General features: G+C 60.7%; 21 protein-coding genes. All 21 read right to left on the reverse strand.

The genetic code is table 11. The annotated features are described in order from the left end of the window. Positions 1 to 76: 76 nt before the first annotated feature. Complete coding sequence (locus M0954_RS16305; RefSeq protein WP_074262939.1) at positions 77 to 616, reverse strand: F0F1 ATP synthase subunit delta; 540 nt, start codon at positions 614 to 616, stop codon at positions 77 to 79. A 2-nt stretch (positions 617 to 618) separates the two neighbouring features. After that, the gene (locus M0954_RS16310) at positions 619 to 1089 is read right to left on the reverse strand and encodes a F0F1 ATP synthase subunit B (protein ID WP_122152932.1); all 471 of its coding nucleotides are present in this window, start codon (positions 1087 to 1089) and stop codon (positions 619 to 621) included. Positions 1090 to 1226: 137 nt separating this feature from the next. Beyond that, positions 1227 to 1496: a F0F1 ATP synthase subunit C gene (atpE, locus tag M0954_RS16315; protein WP_007180033.1), complete on the reverse strand. Its 270-nt coding sequence runs from the start codon at positions 1494 to 1496 to the stop codon at positions 1227 to 1229. A gap of 94 nt (positions 1497 to 1590) precedes the next feature. Continuing rightward, the gene (gene atpB, locus M0954_RS16320; RefSeq protein WP_123385919.1) at positions 1591 to 2442 is read right to left on the reverse strand and encodes a F0F1 ATP synthase subunit A; all 852 of its coding nucleotides are present in this window, start codon (positions 2440 to 2442) and stop codon (positions 1591 to 1593) included. A 154-nt stretch (positions 2443 to 2596) separates the two neighbouring features. Further along, positions 2597 to 3139 (reverse strand): ATP synthase subunit I, encoded by a 543-nt coding sequence (locus M0954_RS16325; RefSeq protein ID WP_122152933.1) that lies wholly within the window; start codon positions 3137 to 3139, stop codon positions 2597 to 2599. 280 nt (positions 3140 to 3419) lie between these two features. Further along, positions 3420 to 4526, reverse strand: a complete 1107-nt coding sequence (locus tag M0954_RS16330; RefSeq protein WP_297354290.1) for an SLC13 family permease — start codon at positions 4524 to 4526, stop codon at positions 3420 to 3422. 58 nt (positions 4527 to 4584) lie between these two features. Beyond that, positions 4585 to 5472 carry a ParB/RepB/Spo0J family partition protein gene (locus M0954_RS16335; protein ID WP_297354282.1) on the reverse strand — a complete coding sequence of 296 codons (888 nt, stop codon included), beginning with the start codon at positions 5470 to 5472 and terminating at the stop codon, positions 4585 to 4587. 38 nt (positions 5473 to 5510) lie between these two features. After that, positions 5511 to 6281 (reverse strand): ParA family protein, encoded by a 771-nt coding sequence (locus M0954_RS16340; RefSeq protein WP_122152935.1) that lies wholly within the window; start codon positions 6279 to 6281, stop codon positions 5511 to 5513. Between the two features lie 63 nt (positions 6282 to 6344). Further along, on the reverse strand, positions 6345 to 7040 hold the full coding sequence (gene rsmG, locus M0954_RS16345) for a 16S rRNA (guanine(527)-N(7))-methyltransferase RsmG (RefSeq protein WP_297354283.1): 696 nt from the start codon (positions 7038 to 7040) through the stop codon (positions 6345 to 6347). Continuing rightward, positions 7037 to 9004 (reverse strand): tRNA uridine-5-carboxymethylaminomethyl(34) synthesis enzyme MnmG, encoded by a 1968-nt coding sequence (gene mnmG / locus M0954_RS16350; RefSeq protein ID WP_133892574.1) that lies wholly within the window; start codon positions 9002 to 9004, stop codon positions 7037 to 7039. The genes rsmG and mnmG overlap by 4 nt, the downstream gene beginning before the upstream one ends. Before the next feature lie 174 nt (positions 9005 to 9178). Next, entirely contained in the window at positions 9179 to 9931 is a 753-nt protein-coding gene (locus M0954_RS16355) for an ABC transporter ATP-binding protein (protein ID WP_297354291.1), read from the reverse strand. Between the two features lie 11 nt (positions 9932 to 9942). Beyond that, positions 9943 to 11727 (reverse strand): ATP-binding cassette domain-containing protein, encoded by a 1785-nt coding sequence (locus M0954_RS16360; protein WP_297354284.1) that lies wholly within the window; start codon positions 11725 to 11727, stop codon positions 9943 to 9945. Between the two features lie 4 nt (positions 11728 to 11731). Continuing rightward, positions 11732 to 12787 (reverse strand): branched-chain amino acid ABC transporter permease, encoded by a 1056-nt coding sequence (locus M0954_RS16365; RefSeq protein WP_297354285.1) that lies wholly within the window; start codon positions 12785 to 12787, stop codon positions 11732 to 11734. Positions 12788 to 12832: 45 nt separating this feature from the next. Next, positions 12833 to 13993, reverse strand: coding sequence for an ABC transporter substrate-binding protein (locus M0954_RS16370; RefSeq protein ID WP_122152941.1), 1161 nt, complete (start codon positions 13991 to 13993; stop codon positions 12833 to 12835). A gap of 803 nt (positions 13994 to 14796) precedes the next feature. Beyond that, on the reverse strand, positions 14797 to 15768 hold the full coding sequence (locus M0954_RS16375) for a branched-chain amino acid ABC transporter permease (protein WP_297354286.1): 972 nt from the start codon (positions 15766 to 15768) through the stop codon (positions 14797 to 14799). After that, on the reverse strand, positions 15768 to 16652 hold the full coding sequence (locus tag M0954_RS16380) for a branched-chain amino acid ABC transporter permease (RefSeq protein ID WP_074262951.1): 885 nt from the start codon (positions 16650 to 16652) through the stop codon (positions 15768 to 15770). Before M0954_RS16380 ends, M0954_RS16375 begins: the two co-directional genes overlap by 1 nt. A 152-nt stretch (positions 16653 to 16804) precedes the next feature. Beyond that, positions 16805 to 18019: an ABC transporter substrate-binding protein gene (locus M0954_RS16385; protein ID WP_122152943.1), complete on the reverse strand. Its 1215-nt coding sequence runs from the start codon at positions 18017 to 18019 to the stop codon at positions 16805 to 16807. A gap of 56 nt (positions 18020 to 18075) precedes the next feature. Further along, positions 18076 to 18834 (reverse strand): ABC transporter ATP-binding protein, encoded by a 759-nt coding sequence (locus tag M0954_RS16390; RefSeq protein ID WP_122152944.1) that lies wholly within the window; start codon positions 18832 to 18834, stop codon positions 18076 to 18078. Continuing rightward, a complete protein-coding gene (locus M0954_RS16395) occupies positions 18831 to 19610 on the reverse strand; it encodes an ABC transporter ATP-binding protein (protein WP_297354287.1) in 780 nt (259 codons plus the stop codon). Before M0954_RS16395 ends, M0954_RS16390 begins: the two co-directional genes overlap by 4 nt. A 246-nt stretch (positions 19611 to 19856) precedes the next feature. Next, the gene (locus M0954_RS16400) at positions 19857 to 21563 is read right to left on the reverse strand and encodes a GMC family oxidoreductase (RefSeq protein ID WP_297354288.1); all 1707 of its coding nucleotides are present in this window, start codon (positions 21561 to 21563) and stop codon (positions 19857 to 19859) included. A 636-nt stretch (positions 21564 to 22199) separates the two neighbouring features. Then, positions 22200 to 22397 (reverse strand): hypothetical protein (locus tag M0954_RS16405; protein ID WP_297354289.1); only part of this gene is annotated, 198 nt, incomplete at its 5' end.

The raw sequence follows: 22397 nt of genomic DNA on the forward strand, positions 1-22397 counted from the left end.
AGAGGGATTGAGTTGCATTATTCGCTCCTGATAGTCAATTCTGTTGCGTGCCAGCCGCTTCAGCGCCTTAGGCGCTTCAGGCCGTCAAAGCCGTTTGCATGCTGGCAAGCCGCGCGCGGACCGAGGTATCGAGCACTTCATCGCCGACTGTCACGCGCACACCGCCGATCAGCGACGAGTCGACCTCGACCACCGGCTTCAGCTTGCGCTTGAACTTGCGTTCGAGACTGGCGACGAGTTCATCCAGCTGCGCGCCTTCGAGCGGGAATGCGCTGACGATCAACGCATCAGCCGCTCCTTCGCGCGCGTTCTTCAACTCTTCGAACTGCGTGGCGATTTCCGGCAGCAACGGCAGACGATGGTTGTCTACCAGCATTTGCACCAGATTCTTCGCTTGTGCGTTGTCCTTGAGCGGCGACTTGACCGCGGCCAGCAGCAGATCGCTGACCTGGGCGCGGCTTACTTTCGGGCTCGTGGCGATCGACAGCACTTCGGGCAGATGCGCAACCTGTGCCAACTCCTGCACGAACGTGGACCAGGCGGCGACGTCACCAGCTTCGGCCACGCCAAACAACGCTTCTGCGTACGGACGGGCGATGGTTGCAAGTTCGGCCATGATCAGAGCTCGGCTTTCAGTTGATTCAGCAGGTCAGCATGCGCTGCCTGGTCGACTTCGCGCTTCAGGATCTGTTCAGCGCCCTTGACCGCGAGAGCAGCGACTTCGCCGCGCAGCGCTTCGCGCGCCTTGACGACCTGTTGCTCCGCGTCCGCCTTCGCTTGCGCGAGGATGCGGGCGGCTTCAGCTTGTGCCTGGGCCTTGATTTCGTCAGCCAGCGTCACTGCGCGCTTTTCGGCGTCAGCAATGCGTTGCTGACCGTCGTTGCGTGCCTGCGCCAGTTCCTGGTCGACGCGCTTGTGCGCGGCGTCCAGTTCTGCCTTGCCCTTTTCAGCGGCCGACAGACCTTCGGCGATCTTCTTCGCGCGCTCGTCGAGGGCGTTGATCAACGGCGGCCACACGAACTTCATCGTGAACCACGCGAGGATCAGGAACACGACCATTTGCGCAAACAGGGTTGCGTTGAGATTCACGGTGTTTCCTTAAACGTTGCTAGTTCGGAAAGTGAAACGGCAAGGCGCTCATCGATTCTGTATTCGATCAGCGCCAAGTGCCCGTTCCGCCCTGCACCTTAACTAGTTATAGCTGAGGCGCAAACTTCCGAGGAACCTCAGCCTGCCAGCTTCGACAGCAGCGGGTTCGCGAACGCAAACAGCATTGCCACACCAACGCCAATCAGGAACGCCGCGTCAATCAGACCAGCCAGCAGGAACATCTTGGTTTGCAGCGGGTTCATCAGTTCCGGCTGACGAGCGCATGCCTCAATGTACTTGCCGCCCATCAGGCCGATACCGATACAGGCGCCGATTGCACCCAGGCCGATGATGATGCCGATACCGATGGCGGTCAGACCCTGGATGTTGGCGATGAAAGCTTGCATGATCACTCCTTTGTGAAAAGTCTTTTTGGAACTGGTTGGAACTAGGATTTAAAAAACTAAAAAGCTAAGGCAATTCGTTGTCCGACAGCGCAGGTTAGTGCGTGTCGTGTGCCTGGCCGAGGTACACCAGCGTCAGCATCATGAAAATGAACGCCTGCAGCAACACGATCAGAATGTGGAAGATTGCCCACACGCTGCCGGCGATCACGTGGCCGATGAAGCCAAGCACCGTCGTGTCCGCGCCGAAGCTCCAGATGCTGCCCAGCAGAGCAATCAGCAGGAACAGCAGTTCGCCCGCGTACATGTTGCCGAACAGCCGCATGCCGAGGGAAACCGTCTTTGCGACGAACTCGATGATGTTCAGTGCCAGGTTCGGGATCCACAGCAGCGGATGCGCGCCGAACGGAGCGGACAGCAGTTCGTGCACGAAACCGCCGACGCCCTTGATCTTGAAGTTGTAGTAAATCATCAGCACGAATACGCCAAGCGCGATGCCGATGGTGCCGTTCAGGTCGGCCGTCGGCACGATGCGATGGTGCGGGATGACTTGCGAGAGACCGAGCCAGCCGATCACGCGGCCAGGCAGGTCGACCGGGATGAAGTCGAGCGAGTTCATCAGAGCCACCCAGACGAACACGAACAGTGCGAGCGGCGCAATGAACGTGCGGCTACCGTGGATCATCGACTTGGACTGATCTTCGACCAGCTCAACCAGCATCTCGATGGCGCACTGGAAACGACCCGGTACGCCCGAGGTCGCTTTACGTGCAGCGAGATGCAGGATGAAGATCGTGGCCAGACCGCAAACGATCGACCAGAACAGGGTGTCCAGATTCCAGACGTGAATATCGAAAATCGACGTCTGGTGCGCGGTGGAGAAGTTCTGCAAGTGGTGCGCGATGTACTCGGACGGATCCATCGCGCGCGTTCCTTCGCTAGCTGCCATATCTTTAATGCCACCCAAATTGTCGAAAATCAGTTCGGGCTGTTCCCGCCGCAACGCTCTATTGCGGGAACACGCCGGCGCAGGTCATGTCATACCCGCGCGCCTTTTTGCCGGCGCCGCGCGCCAGCCAGTATTTTTTGCGTTACTTCACCGCTCACCGCCAGGCGAGCGCGATCCAATATGTCTTCAATGCAACGAGGTAAGTCACGAGCAGCGGCACCCAGCGTACGTCGTGATACCAGAAAGCGATGGCTACGAACATCGCGATCGTTGTCCCCATCTTGAGCGCTTCGCCGATCATCCAGCTCATGACTGTTTCGGCGCCGCTCAGTGTTCTCAGTCGTGCCGCGAACATCGCGCCCGGCACCCAGCAGATCGCTCCCCCCAGGAACGCGGACAGCGCAGCAGCGCCCGGCGGCTTGTAGAACAGCCACCACACCAGCGTAACACCCAGGGACAAAACCATTTGCGCTATCACGACCTTGAAAGGCGTGACACGCGATGGACGACTCACATTCGGACCGAACAGCTTTTCTGCTTCAGCCCGCGTGAGCGGAACGATATTGTTATCTTGCTGCTCGGCATCCCACGCATCGTCATGCGTAACTTGCTGGCCGGACGCGGCGGAAAACGTGCGTTCTGCGCGGCCTTCGTCGCGCCCATTTTGTGGCGCTTGATTCGACGTTTTAAGCGCCATCGCAGTATTCCGGAAGTCTCGTGCCGCCCGTCAGCTTACGTGAAGATTACGGGGTTGTCGTGCAATTAAATCCGGGCGATTGTAAGCGATAGTTGCAGGCAATTCAAGACTTTAGGCCTTTCAATAAAGCGCGTGAAACGTCCCGCCATGATGCGGGAAATGGCGCTTCGGAGGTAGGACGACTCCAACTGTAAGGCTGTCGGGGTGCCACGAAAAATGCGGCTTGAATTGCGTTGATTGGCAGTAGGTCGGCTAACACGTGGACGCCTTGACGTCCGTATCAAATATGCAACAGAAGCCAGCCACCCACTGCCCCGGCTGCCAGCCAGAAAGGTACGGCATAGAGGTGAAACGGCAGCCACATGCCGCGCTGTTTCGACAGACGCACCGCAATCAGATTCGCCAGCGAGCCAATCGCGAAGCCGAACCCGCCGACACTGACGCCGTATGCAAGTGCACGCCAGTCCTTGGTGAACTCGGCGAGCATGATGGCCGCCGGAACGTTGCTGATGCCTTGCGACAGAACGGCCCCTGCGGCGAAAGCGCGCAGCGTCGTCGCGAGACCTAGTTGGCCGACGAACTGGTGTACCCATGGCAGCGCGGCCACACTACGCAGCACGATGAACATGAACACGAAGATCAGCAGCAGCAGCCAGTCGATCTTGAGCACGATCTCGCGACGCCAGAGCAGGAAGCCGGCCATGATGCCCGCCAGTCCAATGCCCGCATGATGCGTGTCGGCCAGCAACACAAACGCGACGAACAGCACGGCCGCGATCCCGACCAGGCGTCGGTCGACGTCATGGTCACCGGCGTCTTTCGACAGGTCCAGCGCCTTGCCGCGAAAGCTGAACGCCGCCAGCACGTAAAGCATCGCCATCAACGCGGCGCACAGCGGAGCCAGGGCCGCGACGAAGCCGCCAAAGGAAGCCCCACTAGTCTGCCAAAGAAACAGGTTCTGTGGATTGCCGAGTGGCGTCAGGATGGAGCCGGCGTTCACCGACAACGCGATAAAGATCACGAGGCGTTTGAGCGGCAGCGGCGTGAGTTCATGCAGCGACAAGGTAAGCGGCACAACTACGAACAAAGCCACGTCATTGGTCAGCAGCGTCGAGAGCGCAGCCGCGAGCCCGATCAGCAAAAACGCCAGACCGCGTTCCGAGTGGATGTAATGGACCACACGGTGCGCCATCCAAATCAGGAATCCTGATAATTCGATGGCCTTCGTCAAGATCAGCAGTCCCGCGAGCGTCAGGACGGTCTGCCAGTCGACGAGCCCCGGCAGCGAAAGCCACGGGCGTGGGTGCAGACACTGCAGCGCGATCAGCGCGACGACGAGAACCGATAGAACCGGCTCTTTCGTCGCGAGGACGATCAGCTTGTGCAGCGGACTGCTACTGGCGGCTTTGGTCGGGCGTTCGGCCAAGGTCTAGGCGATCGATCGCTTACGCGGTCGCGTTACCGCGCAGGCGGGCAAGAATACCTTCGAGCGCGTCGAGGTCACCGAACTCCACGAGCACCTGCCCACGTCCCCGGCGGCCGAGCTTGATCTTGACCGTCGAGGCCAGCAGATCCGACAATTCCTCTTCGAGGCGGCGCGTATCGCGGCCGCCGTCGTGGTTTGCCTTCGCCTTTACTGCCGGCGCCGCCTTTGTCGTGGTGGTCACCAGCTTCTCGGTTTCACGCACCGACATGCGCTTGTTGACCACCTGATTGGCAAGCGTGATCTGCGTGGCAGGGTCCACGGCCAGTAACGCGCGGGCGTGGCCCATGTCGAGATCGCCGGCGAGCAGCATCGTCTGCACCGGCGCGGCCAGGTTCAACAAACGCAGCAGGTTCGAGACCGCGCTACGCGAGCGCCCCACCGACTCCGCCGCCTGCTCATGCGTAAAGTTGAATTCGTCGAGCAGGCGCTGGATGCCCTGCGCCTCTTCCAGCGGATTCAGGTCTTCACGCTGGATGTTCTCGATCAGCGCCATTGCGGCGGCGGCCTGGTCGGGCACGTCCCGCACCAGCACCGGCACTTCGTCCAGACCGGCCAGGCGTGCGGCGCGGAAACGTCGTTCGCCGGCAATGATTTCGTACTTGTCCGCCGAGACCGGGCGCACGAGGATCGGTTGCATCACGCCCTGCGCGCGGATGCTGGCGGCCAGTTCCTGCAGCGCGCCTTCGTCCATGCGCGTACGCGGCTGATACTTGCCGGCCTGCAACTTGCCGAGCGGCAACACGTTAGGCGCGCCCTCAATCTTCATCGCCTCGGTGATATCCGCACTGCCGCCGAGCAGTGCTTCCAGCCCGCGACCCAATCCCTTCTTTCTTGCTACTGCATTCATCGTGCTTCCTCGATCAGCTTGGGATGCATGGTCACGCGTCAGATCGCGCGCACCCGTTCAATCATTTCCGCGCCGAATTGCACATACGCCTGTGCTCCGCGCGAGGCCCGGTCGAACACCACGCCCGGCAATCCATAGCTGGGCGCCTCGGCCAGACGCACGTTGCGCGGAATGACGACATCAAACACCTTGTCGCCGAAATGCTCTTTCAACTGGTCGGAAACCTGTTGTTGCAGCGTGATGCGCGGATCGAACATCACACGCAGCAGGCCGATCACCTTCAGGTCGCGATTCAGGTTGGCGTGAACCTGCTTGATCGTATTGACGAGGTCCGAGAGCCCCTCGAGCGCGAAGTACTCGCACTGCATCGGGATCACCACGCCGTGCGCCGCACACAGGCCATTAAGCGTCAGCAACGATAAGGCCGGTGGGCAGTCGATCAAGATGAAGTCGTACTCGTCCTGTATCGGCGCCAGCGCGTTCTTCAATTGACGCTCGCGATTTTGCACGCTCACCAGTTCGACTTCCGCACCTGCCAGTTCGCGGTTGGCCGGCACGACATCGTACGAAACCGCTTCAGGCCGCACCCGAGCATCCGCCACCGACACCCCGTCCACCAGCACCTCGTAGATGGTATTGGTGCAGGCAGCTTTGTCGACACCGCTACCCATCGTGGCATTGCCCTGCGGATCCAGATCGATGAGCAGAACACGCTGTCCCTGCGATGCGAGGCTCGCGGCGAGATTGACTGCTGTCGTCGTCTTGCCGACGCCACCCTTCTGGTTCGCAACGCAGAAGATTTTTGCCATCGTTGGTGTGTCCCTTTTTGCTGCCTGGATAAATTGGAATGCTCTTAGGTCCGGTTCGCGGGACTAGCCAGCGGGATCCACCTTCACCTCGACGAGGTGGCGCTCGGCATCGAGCGACGGCACCTTGAGTCGGATAATCTGCTTTGCGTGGGAGCCCGCGGGCAGCCGTTCGATCTCGCCGTCGGGCCGTACGCCCTTCATGGCCCAGATCGCACCTTGCTCCGCTACCAGATGACGGGCCAGTGTAACGAAATCCGCGAGTTCTGCGAATGCGCGCGAGACGATTACATCAAACTTTGCCGGTACCTCTACGCCAGGCTTCAGCATTTCGACACGGCCGGTCACCACCGACAGATTGGTGAGACCCAGCTCTGCCTTGGCCTGCGCCTGGAATGCGGTCTTTTTATGGACGATGTCATTGAGCGTCACGGTCCAGTCAGGCATCACGATGGCCAGCACGATACCTGGCAGGCCGCCGCCGGAGCCCACATCGAGGACGGACGATGGGCCGAGGCCGGTGAGATGCGGCACGATCGAAAGCGAGTCGAGAATGTGCTGGATCAGCATCTGCCGCGGGTCGCGGATGGCCGTGAGGTTGTACACGGCATTCCACTTGGCCAGCAGGGCAACGTAATCAAGCAGCTTGCCGAGTTGCGCATCGTTCAGGTCAAGCCCTAGCTCCTTGACGCCCTCGTCAAGCAATGCGGCCAATGCTTCCCTGCTATCCGCACCGCCGAACCCCTTCTGCCGTGCCGTCATTGCGTCACCGGTGTGGAGTCGGTGCCGCTATCGGCGGCTCCGGCTGGCTTGTTCGAGCGACGCCCGAGGCCGCGCTTCAGATGGACCATCAGCAACGAAATCGCCGCTGGAGTGATACCTGAGATGCGCGATGCCTGGCCGATCGTCTCCGGGCGGAACTGGGTCAACTTCTGGCGCGCTTCGAACGACAAACCACGCACTTCGGCATAGTCCAACCCGTCGGGCAGACGCGTGTTCTCATGCGACTCGTTGCGCTCAATTTCCCCAGCCTGACGCTCGATGTAACCCTGATATTTGATGCCGATCTCGATCTGGTCCTTGATCTGAGCCAGCAGGACGTCGTCTTCGGCAAGGATCTCAGCCGGTGCGCACGCGCCTTCGCGCAAACCGCACACGCCGTCGTAAGTCACGCCAGGACGGCGCAGCAGATCGGCGAGGCTGTACTCGTGGTCGATCGGCTTGCCGAGCAAGGCAGTGGCTTCGTCCGCAGATAAGGTCTTGGGATTCACCCAAGTCGTCCGCAGGCGCTCTGTTTCACGTGAAACAGCCTCGCGCTTGCGGCTGAAGGCGTCCCAGCGGGCGTCGTCGACGACGCCCAACTCACGGCCGACCTCCGTCAGACGCATATCTGCGTTATCTTCGCGCAGGCTCAGGCGATATTCGGCGCGGCTCGTGAACATCCGATACGGCTCCGACACACCGCGCGTCACCAGATCATCGACCAGCACTCCAAGGTAAGCCTGATCGCGGCGCGGGCACCAGGCATCCCTGCCCTGCACCTGCAACCCCGCATTGATCCCGGCGAGCAGCCCTTGCGCGGCAGCCTCTTCGTACCCGGTCGTCCCGTTGATCTGCCCCGCGAAGAACAGCCCGTTGATGACCTTCGTCTCCAACGATGCCTTCAGGCCACGCGGATCGAAATAATCGTACTCGATCGCATAACCCGGACGCAGGATATGCGCGTGCTCGAGGCCAACCATCGAACGCACCAGTTCCAGCTGCACGTCAAACGGCAGGCTGGTGGAGATGCCGTTCGGATAAAACTCGTTGGTGGTCAGACCTTCCGGTTCAAGGAAAATCTGATGCGATTCCTTCGACGCGAAACGGTGAATCTTGTCCTCGATCGAGGGGCAATAGCGCGGCCCGACCCCTTCGATCACGCCCGTGTACATTGGCGACCGGTCGAGGCCACCGCGGATGATGTCGTGCGTGCGCTCGTTGGTATGCGTAACCCAACACGGCACCTGGCGCGGATGCTGTTCAACGCGGCCAAGGAACGAGAACACAGGCACCGGATCGAGATCACCCGGTTGCTCTTCGAGCTTCGAAAAGTCGATGGTACGGCCGTCGATACGCGGCGGCGTACCCGTCTTCAGCCGACCCTGCGGCAGCTTCAACTCCTTAAGACGCGCCGACAACGACACCGCCGCCGGGTCGCCTGCGCGGCCACCGGTGTAGTTGTTCAGACCGACGTGAATCTTGCCGTCCAGGAATGTCCCAGCCGTCAGCACGACAGCGCGAGACCGGAAGCGAATCCCAACCTGCGTCACCGCGCCTACCACCCGGTCTCCTTCCACCATCAGGTCATCCACTGCCTGCTGAAATAGCCAGAGATTCGGTTGATTCTCGAGCCGATGCCGGATGGCCTGCTTGTAAAGCAGGCGGTCGGCCTGCGCGCGCGTCGCTCGCACGGCAGGACCCTTCGACGAATTCAGGATGCGGAACTGGATGCCACCTTCGTCCGTGGCTGCAGCCATCGCGCCACCAAGCGCGTCGACTTCCTTCACGAGATGGCCCTTGCCAATACCGCCAATCGACGGATTGCAGCTCATCTGTCCGAGGGTTTCGATGTTGTGCGTTAGCAGGAGCGTTTTATTGCCCATGCGCGCCGAAGCCAAAGCGGCCTCGGTGCCGGCATGACCGCCGCCAACGACAATTACGTCAAATTCTGTGGGATAAAGCATCGCGGATCTCACGCCGGGACACCGCGTGAACCTTCTAAGGAAAATGTATGGGCGAATTATAGCGGGTTCGCTTTTGGCCCGAATTTCGTCCGAATGGCTAAGGTATAAAAAAAGCGGTGTGTTTCACGTGTAACACACCGCTCGGTTCCGCTCAAACCCTTGATGCCAAAGGCTTTACGCGACCCTCTTCGTCAAACCGAGATATGTTTCGATCACCCTCGGGTTCCGCGCCAGATCCGTCGCCGGCCCCTCGAGCGCAAGCTCACCGGTCTCTAACACGTAGCCGTAGTCGGAAATCTGCAGCGCCGCCCGCGCGTTCTGCTCGACCAGCAGTATCGCCACACCTGTCTGACGCAAAGCGCTAATGATGTGGAAAATCTCCTTCACGATCAGCGGTGCGAGACCGAGGCTAGGCTCGTCAAGCATCAGCAACTCCGGCTTACCCATCAGCGCGCGCCCTACCGCCAACATCTGCCGCTCGCCACCGGACAGGGTACCGGCTGCCTGCTTGCGACGCTCCTTCAACCGTGGAAACAAAGTGAAGACAGGCTCAAGCTGATCCAGATAACCACGTTCACCCGCACGCTTGCGCCGGTAGGCGCCTAACACCAGGTTGTCCTCCACGCTCATCGTCGCAAACAGCTCGCGCTTTTCCGGGACGAGACACATGCCACGCGCCACCCGCTTTTCGACCGGAACCGCGCTGATATCTTCATTGTGGTAGAGGATCCCGCCTTTCGCGCGACCGCCCACCGGTAGCGCACCCATGATCGCGTTGAGCAGCGTGGACTTGCCCGCACCGTTCGGGCCGATCACTGAAACGATCTGCCCCGGTCGCACCAAGATGCTGGCGCCGTGCAGCGCTTCAACCTTCCCGTAGCGGACCGATACATCCTCCACGTCCAGAATCGGCACCGCGGAATTCATCATCGTTCTCATCAGTCCACCCCACCCAGGTAGGCTTCGAGCACCGCCGGATCTTTTTGCACATCCTCTGGCAGCCCTTCGGCGATCCGTGTGCCGAACTCCATGACGATCAGCCGATCGGTCAGGTTCATGACGAAATCCATGTCATGCTCGACCAGCAGCACGCTCATCCCCTCCTCCTTAAGCTTGCGCAGCAAGCCGGCGAGTTGCTGCTTTTCCTGATAGCGCAGACCTGCAGCGGGCTCATCGAGTAGCAGCAGCGTGGGATCGCAGCACAATGCACGGGCAATCTCCAGAATTCGCTGCTGACCCAATGCCAGGCTGCCCGCCTCGTCATACATATGCTCTTCCAGCCCCACCCGACGGATCTGCTGCGCCGCTTCCGCCATCAGCCGCCCTTCTTCCGCGCCGTTCAGCCTGACAACGCTGCGCCACACGCCGGCGTGACCTCGCAGGTGCGCGCCAATCGCCACGTTCTCGAGCACGCTCATGCCCGGCAATAGCTTGACGTGCTGGAAAGTTCGGCCAATCCCGCGTTTGACGATCTGACGTGAGGCGAGCACATCGATCCGTTCGCCCCGGAATGTGATCTCACCGCGAGTCGCTCGCAGCGCGCCGGTCACCAGATTAAAGGTCGTCGACTTGCCCGCACCATTCGGCCCGATCAACCCGACGATTTCACCCGCCCTTACCTCGAAGCTGACATCGTTCACCGCCACTAGCCCACCAAACTCCTTGCGCGCCTTATCCACGCTCAGGAGCGTTTCGCCGGCCGCTGGTTTGCTGCGCTGCGGCAATGGCTCGGCCTGCTCCGGCACGTGGGCCTGCGGTCCGCGCGGAAACAGGCGCGCCACCAACGGCCAGACGCCTTGGCGCGCGTGCTGCAGCAGCAACCCCATCAGCACGCCAAAGACGATCACTTCGAAATTACCGCTTTCGCCCAACAGCCTCGGCAGCAGCGTCTGCAGATAGTCCTGCAGGATGGTCAGGATCGCCGCCCCGAGCACCGCTCCCCATACATGCGAGACACCACCCACTACCGCCATGAACAGAAACTCGATGCCGTGGTTCAGACCGAACGGCGTCGGGTTCACGGCGCGCTGAAGGTGAGCGTAGAGAAAGCCGGAAATCGATGCCAGCACGGCGGCGTAGATAAAGATCACCACTCGCATCCATGCGGTATTGACGCCCATCGCCTCCGCCATCGCGCCGCCACCCCGCAGCGCGCGAATTGCCCGCCCCGGCCGGCTATTAAGCAGGTTCTGAACGGAGATCACCGCACCAAGCACCACCAGCCAGATCAAGTAGTAGATATGCCGTCCTGACTCGAGGCTGATACCGAACACGTTGAGCGCCGGAATGCCGTTGATACCGTCGTATTTGCCGAGGATGTCGAGATTGCCAAACAGATAGAACAGCGCCAGCCCCCAGGCGATGGTGCCAAGCGGCAGGAAGTGCCCTGAAAGCCGCATGGTTACCGCGCCCAAGATCAACGCGATGAACGCGGTCAACACCACGCCCACGATTAGCGCAAGCCACGGCGATACGCCGTACTGCGTCGTCAGGAATGCGGTGGCATACGCGCCTACGCCGACGAATGCCGCCTGCCCGAAGCTCGTCATTCCGCCGATGCCCGTCAGCAGCACGAGGCCGATCGCCACGATCGCATACAGCCCGATGTAGTTGAGCAGCGTCACCCAGTACTCCGGCAGATGCAGCGGCTGCGGCAGCACCGGTAGCGCGAAGATCACCACGAGGAACAGCCCGAAGAGCGCGCTGCGCATGATGCGTTTCATCGTGTCACTCCTCGTCTTCTTCCGCGTGCGGGCTGGCAAAACTACGCCACAGCAGCACCGGGATGATCAGTGTGAACACGATGACTTCTTTATAGGCACTCGCCCAGAACGACGAATAGGACTCCAGCAAGCCCACCAGCACGGCGCCGGCCGCCGCGAGCGGATAGCTGACCAGGCCGCCGATGATGGCCCCCACGAAGCCCTTCAGGCCGATCAGGAAGCCCGAGTCGTAGTAGATGGTGGTCAGGGGTGCAACGAGGATGCCGCACAGCGCGCCGAGCCCTGCTGCGAGCGTGAACGCGAGCCGGCCGGCCTGGGTCGTGCCGATGCCGACCAGCCGGGCACCGACACGATTGACCGAGGTCGCCCGCAAGGCCTTACCCGAGATCGAGCGGTCGAAGTACAGATAAAGCACCGCGATCAACACCAGCGCCGCACCGATCACCCACAAACTCTGTCCGGAGACCGACAGGCTGCCGACGTTGAACGTGGCATCCGAGAAAGCATTGGTGCGCGAACCTTCCGCACCAAACATCACAAGCCCGAGGCCGACCATCGCAAAGTGCACTGCCACCGCAACGATCAGCAGCACCAGTGTCGTGCCTTCGGCGATCGGCTCGAAAGCCAGCCGGTAGACGAACGGTCCCATCGGGATGACAATCAGCAGCGTCAAGGCAATCTGCGCGAGCATCGGCAGCGGTTGCGCGAAGAGTTCGTGCGTCACCAGGTACACCGCGACCGGGAACAGCAGATACTTCGCCACAAGCATCGCCAGTGTGCGCACCACATGAGCGCGCCGCTCCGGGTGCCCCACGAGCCCTGCTGTCTCGACCACGAAACACGCTGCCCCCATCGCCATCAGTAACCAGCAGGTCGCGGGAAACTTCTGCGACTGCACTGCGGCAAGCGTCAGCGCCCCGTACGAAACGAACTCGCCCTGTGGGATAAAGATGACCCGCGTCACCGAAAACACCAACACCAAGGCGAGCGCAAGCAGCGCGTAAATCGCCCCGGTCGTGATGCCGTCCTGCGCCAGGATCGCCGCGATAGATAGATCCATACTTCCTCGTCCTGAACCGTCGAAACCGGGATGCTCCGAAGCCCGTTACTCGTTCTGCAGCTTCCACTTCCCGTCGACAATCTCCACGATCACGCGTGCGCGAGTGTCGAGGCCGTTGTGGTCGGTCGCCGTGGTGTTCATGATGCCGTGTGCGAGCGGCAGTTCCTTGATATTCGCGAGCGCATCGCGCAACGCCACACGAAACGCTTCAGTGCCCGGCTGCCCCTTCTTCAGCGCTTCGGGAATCGCCCGCTGCAGCATCTGGCCGGCGTCCCATGCATGGCCGCCGAACGTCGATACCGAACCCACGCCATAGGCCTTTTCATAGGCGTTCTTGTACGCCTCGGACGACTGCTTCACCGGGTTCGAATCGGGCAACTGATCGGCCACCAGAATCGGACCGGCCGGCAGCAGTTCGCCTTCGCAATCCTTGCCGCACACGCGCAGGAAATCGTTATTGGCGACGCCGTGAGTCTGATAGATAGTGCCCTTGTAGCCGCGCTCTTTCAGCGTCCTGGCCGGCAGCGCCGAGGGCGTGCCCGCGCCCGCGATCAGCACGGCGTCCGGATTGGCGGACATCGTCTTCAGCACCTGGCCGGTCACGGATGCATCCGTGCGGTTGTAGCGCTCATTGGCAACGACCTTCAGATGATGCGCGGCCGCAGCGGTGTTAAACACGTTGTACCAGCTCTCGCCATACGCGTCCGAAAAGCCGATGAAGCCCACCGTCTTCACGCCGTGCTTTTCCATATAGCCGGCAAGTGCGTCAGCCATCAGGCTATCGTTTTGCGGCGTCTTGAAGGCCCACTGACGCTTTGCGTCCATCGGCGCGATGATTTCCGCCGAGGCTGCCAGCGAGATCATCGGCGTCTTTGCCGCAGAGACCACGTCGAGCATCGCCAGCGAATTCGGCGTCGCCGTGGAACCGATAATTGCGTCGACGTGATCTTCATCGATCAGCTTGTGGGTGTTCTGCACGGCTTTGCTGGCGTCGGTCGCATCGTCGAGCACGATGTACTGCACGCTCTTGCCGGCAATTTGCTGCGGCAGTAAAGCGATGGTGTTCTTCTCAGGAATCCCGAGCGATGCGGCCGGACCCGTCGTCGATAAAGTCACGCCGATTTTCACCTGCGCTACGGCCGTGCCCGCGCCGCATGCCAACGCAAGCGCGATAGCCGCGCGTACCCACTGCTTCGTTTTTTTCATTACCAATCTCCGAACGCTTCACGCGCCCATTTGTTATCCGGTTTATCAGCCGAATGCCTGAATCTGTGACCGGCCTGACGTGCCCGCCATGATTTTCTCTACCGGTCCCGCGTACGACGATCTGCGATTATGCGTGAGCGACAAAAAAGGCGCGTGAACTGCCCGCGCCCTCTCGTTGGTTCTCTCGTTGCTTCAATGGCTAGCATTCAACGCTGCATTCATTCCGCGCAATGCGGAATTCATCCCGTTCCGCTTCCGACCGTGCAACTCGCTCGAATGAAATCGGCTGATCTAAATCCCAGTTCGACGCACGGTGAATGACGAGTGTAGAGGACGCAAGTCGCTTGCGACAAGCGTTGCGCGCGCATCAGCCAGGTGACGGAACACTCAACGGCGCCAGAACCAGCTCAGTCGATCAAGCGGAAAATGTGCAAAACTGAATGAGAAAAACCGTAAGAAAACGCACAGACAAAGGCGTAGGACAAATGCGCAAAACGAGTCAATGAATTTCCGAAACCGCAAATAAAAAGCGCTGTTGGATCAATATCCAACAGCGCTTTCGTCTGGGCACTTAGTGCCTCATGTCTCCTCGTTCTCCACCTGCAAATTCGGTGTTCATCAGAACTGCGTGAAGATTAAACAACCGCCCCCATCTGGACAACTAGCATTTACCCTAGTGGTGCATCGCAGCACTGTATTGGGGCACATTTTAAACATTGCGATGCAGCCCTCGTGGCGCAGCCGCTTTCGCCTCTTTTACCGATTTGCATCGGACACCGAAGCATCTCGCGACGGCACGCCTGTCAGGCGCGCAACGGCCGAACCCGCGCCACAATCTCACCGACAATGCCGCGCCGAAACGCCAGCACGCAGGCGATAAAGATCACGCCCGTCACAATGGTGGCCGACTCGCCCAGCGAATTGAACCACTGCACCCCGGTCGCCGATGCGAGCGCACCGTCGATATCGCCGAGCCGGTCCTCGAGCGCGACGATCAGCGCCGCACCGAGCAGTGGCCCGAACAAGGTGCCCATGCCACCGACCAGCGTCATCAGAATCACCAGACCCGACATGGTCCAGTAAGCGTCGCTCAAAGTTTCGAAACCGAGCACCATCACCTTCAGCGACCCCGCCAACCCAGCAATTCCCGCCGACAGCACGAAGGCCAGCAGCTTGAAGCGATCGGTGTCGTAGCCTAGCGAGACGGCCCGCGGTTCGTTCTCCTTGATCGCCACCAGCACCTGCCCAAACGGCGAGTGAACGATGCGCACGATCAGGAGGAACATCAGCACCATCACCACCAGGATGACGTAGTAAAGGGTGATATCCGACGACAGGCTTAGCAAGCCGAACAGCTTGCCGCGCGGCACGCCTTGCAGGCCATCCTCACCGTGCGTGAACGGCGCCTGCAGAAACACGAAGTAGACCATCTGCGCGAGTGCGAGCGTCACCATCGCGAAGTAAATGCCCTGCCGACGGATAGCAAAAAGCCCGACAACCAACCCAAGCAGTATCGCCGCCACCGTGCCCGCGAGCACGCCCACTTCCGGCGAATAACCGAGGGTCTGGATAGCATAGCCGGTCGTATAACCCGCCATCCCCAGAAACATGGCGTGCCCGAACGACAACAGGCCCGTGTAGCCGATCAGCAGGTTGAAAGCGGCCGCAAATAGCGCGAAACACAGCACCTTCATGACAAACAACGGATAGATGCCAATGAACGGCACGGCAATCAACCCGAGCAGCAGCAGCCCGTAGAGCGCTTTTCTTTGCATCACTTTTCCTTGCCGAAAAGACCCGCCGGGCGCACCAGCAGCACGAGCGCCATGATGACGAAGACGACTGTCGCCGAGGCTTCGGGGTAGAACACGCGCGTGAATCCTTCGATTACGCCGAGCAGCAAGCCGGTCAGGATGGAGCCCATGATCGACCCCATCCCGCCGATCACCACCACCGCGAACACGGTGATGATCATGGGCTGCCCCATTAGCGGCGAGACCTGGATCACCGGAGCGGCGAGGACGCCGGCAAATGCAGCGAGCGCCACGCCAAAGCCATACGTGAGCGTGATCATCAACGGTACGTTGACGCCGAACGCTTCCACCAGTTTCGGGTTCTCGGTGCCGGCGCGCAGGTAGGCACCGAGGCGCGTCTTTTCGATCACGAACCATGTGGCGAAGCACACCACCAACGAGGCGAGCACGACCCACGCGCGGTAATTCGGCAGGAACATGAAGCCCAGATTGGTCGCGCCGGAGAGTGCGTCAGGCACATCGTACGGCTGGCCCGAAGAGCCATAGATGGAGCGGAACACACCTTCCACCACCAGTGTCAGTCCGAAGGTCAGCAACAGGCCGTACAGATGGTCGAGCTTGTACAGCCAGCGCAGCATCGAGCGTTCGATCAGAATGCCGAACGCGCCGACGATCAGCGGTGCGAGCACCAGCATCACCCAGTACGGCAGATTGAAATACGACAGCCCCATCCACGTCAGCATCGCGCCCAGCATGAACAACGCGCCGTGCGCGAAGTTGATCACGTTAAGCAGCCCGAAGATGATCGCAAGACCCAAGCTCAGGATCGCGTAGAACGAGCCGTTCACGAGCCCAAGCAGCAACTGGCTCAGCATCGCCGAGAGCGGAATGCCAAAGATTTCCATTGAACCCCTTAGCCCTTAACCTATCGTCAAGGTGAGATCGAGCCACACGCGTTCCGGCAACACGTGGCTCGTACACAGCCTGCCCGTAGCATCGTGAACCGGCCCGTCTGCCGTCCTTGCAGCGGACCGGCAGACGGGGTTTCAGCCGAAGCTTATTTCCACAACGCGCAGCGCGTTTCCGCCTTGGTCGTGAATGCCTGATCGCCCGGAATGGTTGCCGTGATCTTGTAGTAGTCCCACGGTTCTTTCGATTCGGCCGGCGTCTTCACCTGCATCAGATACATGTCGTGAATCATGCTGCCGTCCTCACGGATGTAGCCCTTGGCGTAGAAGTCGTCGATCTTGGTCTTCTTCAGTTGGGCCATGATCTTGTCCGGATCCGTCGAACCGACCGCCTGCACCGCCTTCAGATAGTTCGTGACGGCCGAGTAATCGGCGGCCTGCAGGCTCGACGGCATCTTCCGGGTCTTGTCGAAGTAGCGCTCAGCCCACTTGCGGGTGGTGTCGTTCTTGTTCCAGTACCAGGAGTCGGTCAATACCAGACCTTGAGTCGTCTCCAGACCGAGGCTATGGATATCGTCGATAAAGATCAGCAGCGCCGCGATCTTCATCGTCTTCGTGATGCCGAATTCCTTCGCCGCCTTGATCGAGTTGACCGTATCGCCACCGGCGTTGGCAAGGCCCAGCACCTGCGCCTTCGATGCCTGCGCCTGCAGCAGGAACGACGAAAAATCCGAAGCCGACAACGGATGGTGCACATCGCCGAGCACCTGGCCGCCGTTTGCCTTCACCACGGTCGCCGTCGCTGTCTCCAGCGCCTTGCCGAACGCGTAGTCAGCCGTCAGGAAGAACCACGTTTTGCCACCCTGCTTCGTCACCGCAGCGCCCGTGCCTTTCGCCAGCGCCGTCGTGTCGTACGCGTAGTGAATCGTGTAGGGCGTGCACTGCTCGTTGGTCATGGTGTCCGCGCCAGCACCGACGTTGATATAAACCTTGTGCTTCTCGCCCGCCACCTGGTTCATCGCAAGACCGGTCGCGGAGTTGGTGCCGCCGAGCAGCATCTCGACGCCGTCGCGATCAAACCATTCGCGTGCCCGCGATGCGGCGATATCCGCCTTGTTCTGATGATCCGCATAGACCAGCTCGATCGGCTTGCCATTGACCTTGCCGCCGAAGTCCGCGATCGCCATCCGGACCGCTTCGAGGCCGCCCGGGCCGTCGATATCTGCGTAGAGGCCAGACATGTCGGTGATATAGCCGATCTTGACCGTGTCGTCGGCAGCTCGCGCGCCGCTCATCACCAGCCCGGCACTGGCCGCAGCTGCAAAGCAGAACGCCGAAAGTCGCGCGAGGGTTTTCATTTTCATTGGTGTCTCCTTGTTTCCTTGCTTGTGGTTATCAGAGGCAATCGGGCGCTTATGATTTATACGCCCAGCAGATCGTGCAGCGCCGGCATCTTGCTTTCGAGTTCACCCGCCCCGAAGTGCTCGACGATGCCGCCATGCTCCATCACATAGAAGCGGTCGGCGAGTGGCGCCGCAAAACGGAAATTCTGTTCGACCATCACGATCGTGTAGCCGCGCGCCTTGAGCGTCACAATCATGCGCGCGAGCGCCTGCACGATGACCGGTGCAAGACCCTCGGATATTTCGTCGAGCAACAACAGGCTCGCGCCGGTGCGCAGGATGCGGGCTACGGCGAGCATCTGCTGCTCGCCGCCTGAGAGCCGCGTGCCCTGGCTCACCCGGCGTTCGTGCAGGTTTGGAAACATCGCGTAGATTTCGTCGAGCGACATCACGTGCGCGGCATCGCCGACCATCGGCGGCAGCAACAGGTTTTCCTCACAGGAGAGGCTCGAAAAGATGCCGCGCTCCTCCGGGCAATAGCCAATGCCGCAGTGCGCGATGCGATGGGTCGGCATGTCGATCGTTTCACGCCCACCGACGCGTATTGAGCCGGTACGCCGGCCCGTAAGTCCCATGATTGCGCGCAGTGTGGTCGTGCGCCCGGCGCCGTTGCGGCCCAGCAGCGTCACCACTTCGCCGCGGTTCACCGTCAGATCGACGCCATGCAATATATGGGATTCACCATACCAGGCCTGCAGGCCCGCTATCTCCAACGCGGGTTCTGCAACGGCGATCTCGCTGACTTCGACATTCTCGCGCTCGGCAATCGTGCTCATGCTTGCGCTCCGGCGAGCGCAGCGTCAGCGCTGCCCATATAGGCCTGCATGACAAGCGGGCTCTTGGATACTTCGGCGTACGTGCCTTCGGCGAGCACCTCGCCACGCTGCAGGACGGTGATCGTATCGGAGATGCCGGCAATCACATTCATGTTGTGTTCGACCATCAGAATGGTGCGGCCGCTCGACACCTTCTTGATCAGCGCGGTGACGCGATCGACGTCCTCGTGACCCATACCCTGCGTGGGCTCGTCGAGCAGCATCAGTTCGGGCTCCATCGCAAGCGTGGTGGCGATTTCGAGGGCACGCTTGCGTCCATAGGACAACTCGACCGTCAGCACATCGGCGAAATCGGTCAAACCGACCTGGGTCAGCAGATCCATGGCGCGATCATCGAGCTGATGCAGCGAACGCTCAGTCTTCCAGAAGTGGAACGCCGTGCCCAACGCCCGCTGCAAACCGATGCGCACGTTCTGCAATGCCGTCAGATGCGGAAACACAGCGGAAATCTGAAACGAACGAATGATGCCGCGCCGGGCGATCTGTGCCGGCCGTTCGCGCGTAATATCGACGCCGTTGTAGACGATCTGCCCTGCGGTGGGGACGAGGAATTTGGTCAGCAGGTTAAAGCAGGTGGTTTTCCCGGCACCATTCGGACCGATCAATGCATGAATCGAGCCACGGCGTACGCGCAGATTGACGCCGTTGACGGCGACAAAGCCCTTGAACTCCCTAGTCAGCCCGCGCGTTTCGAGAATCGTGTCGCCGAGAATCATGTTCCCTTCCATGCGAAGTGAGGCGAAGCACTACGATCTTCCGCGCCAGAGGCTGCGCGACGTTTTGATGGCGACGACACCCCCGTGCCGATCGTTGGCGTGGTGCACCAATGCGGACGGTAATCCATGGCGCGCGACGCAGCATGGGCATCATTGTCGCGCCAATGATGCACCGCATTCATCGGGATTTGCACTTAGTATGCAATTGCGCGCCGCGGGACCCGCCGCGCGCAACGGGCCTGCCTGTCACGCAATGGACATCGAAGCGGCGGGATTCGTCCGCAACACCTGCCCGGCGGCGCGTGCGCGACGATCCTCGCGAATCATCTCGCTCGCGCGCTCGGCGATCATCAGCGTGGGCGAGTTGGTGTTGCCCGAGGTGATGGTAGGCATCACCGACGCATCGACTACGCGCAAACCCTCGACTCCGATCACGCGCAGACGCTGGTCGACGACGGCGGCAGGATCGTCGGCACTGCCCATGCGACAGGTGCCGACCGGATGAAAGATGGTCGTGCCCACTTTGCCGGCTGCCTGCTGCAGTTCCTCTTCGGTCTGAAACTCGATGCCGGGAAGAATCTCCTGCGGCCGATACGGGGCCAATGCGGGCGCCGCAGCGATACGCCGCGTGAGACGCACGGCATTGGCGGCAACGTGCCGGTCGTAATCCGTGGACAGATAATTGGGGGCGATCAGCGGTGGCGCATCGGCCTCGGGCGAGGTGATGTGAATGCTCCCGCGCGAGGTCGGACGCAAATGACACACCGACGCGGTGAACGCGTTGAAGCGATGCAGGGGCTCACCGAAGCGATCGAGCGAGAGCGGCTGCACGTGATACTCGAGATCGGGCCGCGTGAGCGAGCGGTCCTCCGGGTCCGACTTCGCGAAAGCGCCGAGCTGGGACGGCGCCATGGCCATAGGTCCGCTCTGAAACAGCGCGTACTCCAGACCGATCATGAGCTTGCCCCACCAGTGCGCGGAGGCAGTATTGAGCGTGCGGACGCCATCGACCTTGTAGGCCATCCGCAATTGCAGATGATCCTGGAGATTCTCACCTACGCCGCGCAGGTCATGGACGACGTCGATGCCGAGGTTCTGCAGGCGAGCGCCGTTACCGATACCGGAGAGCTCGAGCAATTGCGGCGAGTTGACCGCGCCCGAGCAGAGGATGACTTCACAACGGGCCTTGGCGAAATAATTGGTGTTATTACCGCGATATTCGACACCCGTGCAGCGACGCCCATCGAACACGACCCGCTGCGTGAGCGCACCGGTGATGATGGTGAGATTGGGGCGCTTGAGCGCGGGGCGCAGAAAGGCCTTCGAGGCATTCCAGCGGATGCCGCGTTTCTGGTTCACATCGAAGTAGCCGACGCCGGAGTTGTCGCCGCGATTGAAGTCATCGGTGGCGGGGAGACCGGCTTGCTGCGCGGCTTGCGAGAACGTTTCGAGGATTTTCCATTTGAGGCGTTGTTTTTCGACGCGCCAAGGGCCGCCGGAGCCGTGCGATTCGTTGGCTCCGCCGTAGTAGTCTTCGCTGCGTTTGAAGATAGGGAGGACGTTGTTCCAGGACCACGAGGGGTCATTGGTGACGCGAGCCCATTCATCGTAGTCTTCGCGCTGGCCGCGCATGTAGATCATGCCGTTTATTGAGGAGCTGCCGCCGAGGACTCTACCGCGCGGGTATGAGAGGGCGCGGCCGTTCAGGCCCGGTTCTTCTCTGGTTTTGTAGAGCCAGTCGGTGCGGGGGTTGCCGATGCAGTACAGGTACCCTACCGGGACGTGGATCCAGTGGTAGTCGTCCTTGCCGCCGGCTTCCAGTAGAAGTACTGAGGTTTCTGGGTCTTCGCTTAGGCGGTTGGCTAGCACGCAGCCTGCTGTGCCGGCGCCTACTATGATGTAGTCGTATTCGCCCTCCGTCGTTCGGGCGGGGGTTTGTTGGGTTGTGGTCATCGGTTTGTCTCCGTATTGCTGCTTTTTGTCTGCTCGGCGCGTTTGCTTTTGCCTGCGGCGCCTTGTTGGGTTGGTGTTCCTACGGTGTTGGCCTTTCCTTGCTTTGTTAGTGGTCTATTAGCTTCGCCCCTGCGCGGGGCGGCACTTACTTTCTTTGTCCCACAGGGACTACCTTCGGGTCGCCGCCGCAAAGAAAGTAAGCAAAGAAAGCGGGCTTCCAACCGCCAGCTTGTAGGTGTCCACCACTGGCATTAAGCCAGAGTGGTCCGCGCACGAAACCTGCACTCGCACCACGCGCGTTAGTGACAAAGGACTCATCCACCCCACTCCGCACTGCGTGCGTCGCGGATGTGTCTGCCAGGGAAAGCGGGGCACAGGCACACGGGTGTTCGTTTCGTGCCCCGCCGTCGCGGCATAACGTCGTCTCCAAGCGCTCACTGTGTAGCGTCATTTAGGTATCCAAACACTTTCCGCATTTGCGTTGCAAGTCCACGCTCGCACTCCCCCTCGCCGACCCATCCGCCGCGCTGTGCGCGGGCGGGAAGAATGAGTCCTTTGTCACGAAGGGTGAGCGCACGAGGGATGATTTCGTGCGCGGACCACTACGACTTGATGTCAGTGGCGGACACCTACAGGCTAGCGGTTGGAAGCCCGCTTTCTTTGCTTACTTTCTTTGCGGCGGCGACCCGAAGGTAGTCCCTGTGGGACAAAGAAAGTAAGTGCCGCCCCGCACAGGGGCGAAGCTAATAGACCGACAAGAATGCAAGGAAAGGCCAACAGCGCAATAACACCACCAAAGCGCCGCACAGGCAAAAAAACACAGCAAAACGACAA

The organism is Paraburkholderia sp. (genome assembly GCF_026225065.1).
GTDB lineage: Bacteria > Pseudomonadota > Gammaproteobacteria > Burkholderiales > Burkholderiaceae > Paraburkholderia.

What these genes read in the sequence shown, in the direction of transcription:
- M0954_RS16325 (WP_122152933.1), bottom strand. Translation starts at nt 3,139, where the DNA reads ATGGCGCTTAAAACGTCGAATCAAGCGCCACAAAATGGGCGCGACGAA.
- M0954_RS16395 (WP_297354287.1), bottom strand. Translation starts at nt 19,610, where the DNA reads ATGATTCTCGGCGACACGATTCTCGAAACGCGCGGGCTGACTAGGGAG.
- M0954_RS16305 (WP_074262939.1), bottom strand. Translation starts at nt 616, where the DNA reads ATGGCCGAACTTGCAACCATCGCCCGTCCGTACGCAGAAGCGTTGTTT.
- M0954_RS16335 (WP_297354282.1), bottom strand. Translation starts at nt 5,472, where the DNA reads ATGAATGCAGTAGCAAGAAAGAAGGGATTGGGTCGCGGGCTGGAAGCA.
- M0954_RS16380 (WP_074262951.1), bottom strand. Translation starts at nt 16,652, where the DNA reads ATGGAAATCTTTGGCATTCCGCTCTCGGCGATGCTGAGCCAGTTGCTG.
- atpB (WP_123385919.1), bottom strand. Translation starts at nt 2,442, where the DNA reads ATGGCAGCTAGCGAAGGAACGCGCGCGATGGATCCGTCCGAGTACATC.
- M0954_RS16355 (WP_297354291.1), bottom strand. Translation starts at nt 9,931, where the DNA reads ATGAATTCCGCGGTGCCGATTCTGGACGTGGAGGATGTATCGGTCCGC.
- M0954_RS16400 (WP_297354288.1), bottom strand. Translation starts at nt 21,563, where the DNA reads ATGACCACAACCCAACAAACCCCCGCCCGAACGACGGAGGGCGAATAC.
- rsmG (WP_297354283.1), bottom strand. Translation starts at nt 7,040, where the DNA reads ATGACGGCACGGCAGAAGGGGTTCGGCGGTGCGGATAGCAGGGAAGCA.
- atpE (WP_007180033.1), bottom strand. Translation starts at nt 1,496, where the DNA reads ATGCAAGCTTTCATCGCCAACATCCAGGGTCTGACCGCCATCGGTATC.
- M0954_RS16360 (WP_297354284.1), bottom strand. Translation starts at nt 11,727, where the DNA reads ATGAAACGCATCATGCGCAGCGCGCTCTTCGGGCTGTTCCTCGTGGTG.
- M0954_RS16365 (WP_297354285.1), bottom strand. Translation starts at nt 12,787, where the DNA reads ATGGATCTATCTATCGCGGCGATCCTGGCGCAGGACGGCATCACGACC.
- M0954_RS16375 (WP_297354286.1), bottom strand. Translation starts at nt 15,768, where the DNA reads ATGCAAAGAAAAGCGCTCTACGGGCTGCTGCTGCTCGGGTTGATTGCC.
- M0954_RS16340 (WP_122152935.1), bottom strand. Translation starts at nt 6,281, where the DNA reads ATGGCAAAAATCTTCTGCGTTGCGAACCAGAAGGGTGGCGTCGGCAAG.
- M0954_RS16385 (WP_122152943.1), bottom strand. Translation starts at nt 18,019, where the DNA reads ATGAAAATGAAAACCCTCGCGCGACTTTCGGCGTTCTGCTTTGCAGCT.
- M0954_RS16370 (WP_122152941.1), bottom strand. Translation starts at nt 13,993, where the DNA reads ATGAAAAAAACGAAGCAGTGGGTACGCGCGGCTATCGCGCTTGCGTTG.
- mnmG (WP_133892574.1), bottom strand. Translation starts at nt 9,004, where the DNA reads ATGCTTTATCCCACAGAATTTGACGTAATTGTCGTTGGCGGCGGTCAT.
- M0954_RS16390 (WP_122152944.1), bottom strand. Translation starts at nt 18,834, where the DNA reads ATGAGCACGATTGCCGAGCGCGAGAATGTCGAAGTCAGCGAGATCGCC.